Below are 381 nucleotides of genomic sequence, written 5' to 3' on the forward strand. Positions count from 1 at the left end.
ACATGCCGGGCCAGTTAGCCACGTCCGGGTCGCCGTCATCGAAGTAGGGGTGGTCGTGGTCGCCACCGGTGGGGTTAGGAGCGGCAGACACCGAAGACTGGGAGTACGGGACGAAACCGGTGTAGTCGAAGCCGGTACCGGTCAGCGGCTGAGGGCCGGCAGACACCGAAGACGAGGGGTACGTACCACCGGAGACACCCGGCCAGTCAGGCAACGGCGCAGGAGTCGAGTAATCGGGCTCGTAATCCTCGTAATGCGAATACGCTATCTGCTGTTGCTCCTCCTGCGAATACGCTATCTGCTGTTGCTCCTCCTGCGAATACGCTATCTGCTGTTGCTCCTCCTGCGAATACGCTATCTGCTGTTGCTCCTCCTGCGAAT

General features: G+C 60.6%; 1 protein-coding gene. It reads right to left on the reverse strand.

Features of this window, described 5'->3' with window-relative positions:
* Positions 1-381: hypothetical protein (locus QSK31_RS48610; protein WP_285692013.1), on the reverse strand; the 381-nt coding region annotated here is incomplete at both ends.

Source organism: Actinoplanes sp. NBRC 103695, from assembly GCF_030269485.1.
In the GTDB taxonomy this organism is placed as follows: Bacteria; Actinomycetota; Actinomycetes; order Mycobacteriales; family Micromonosporaceae; genus Actinoplanes.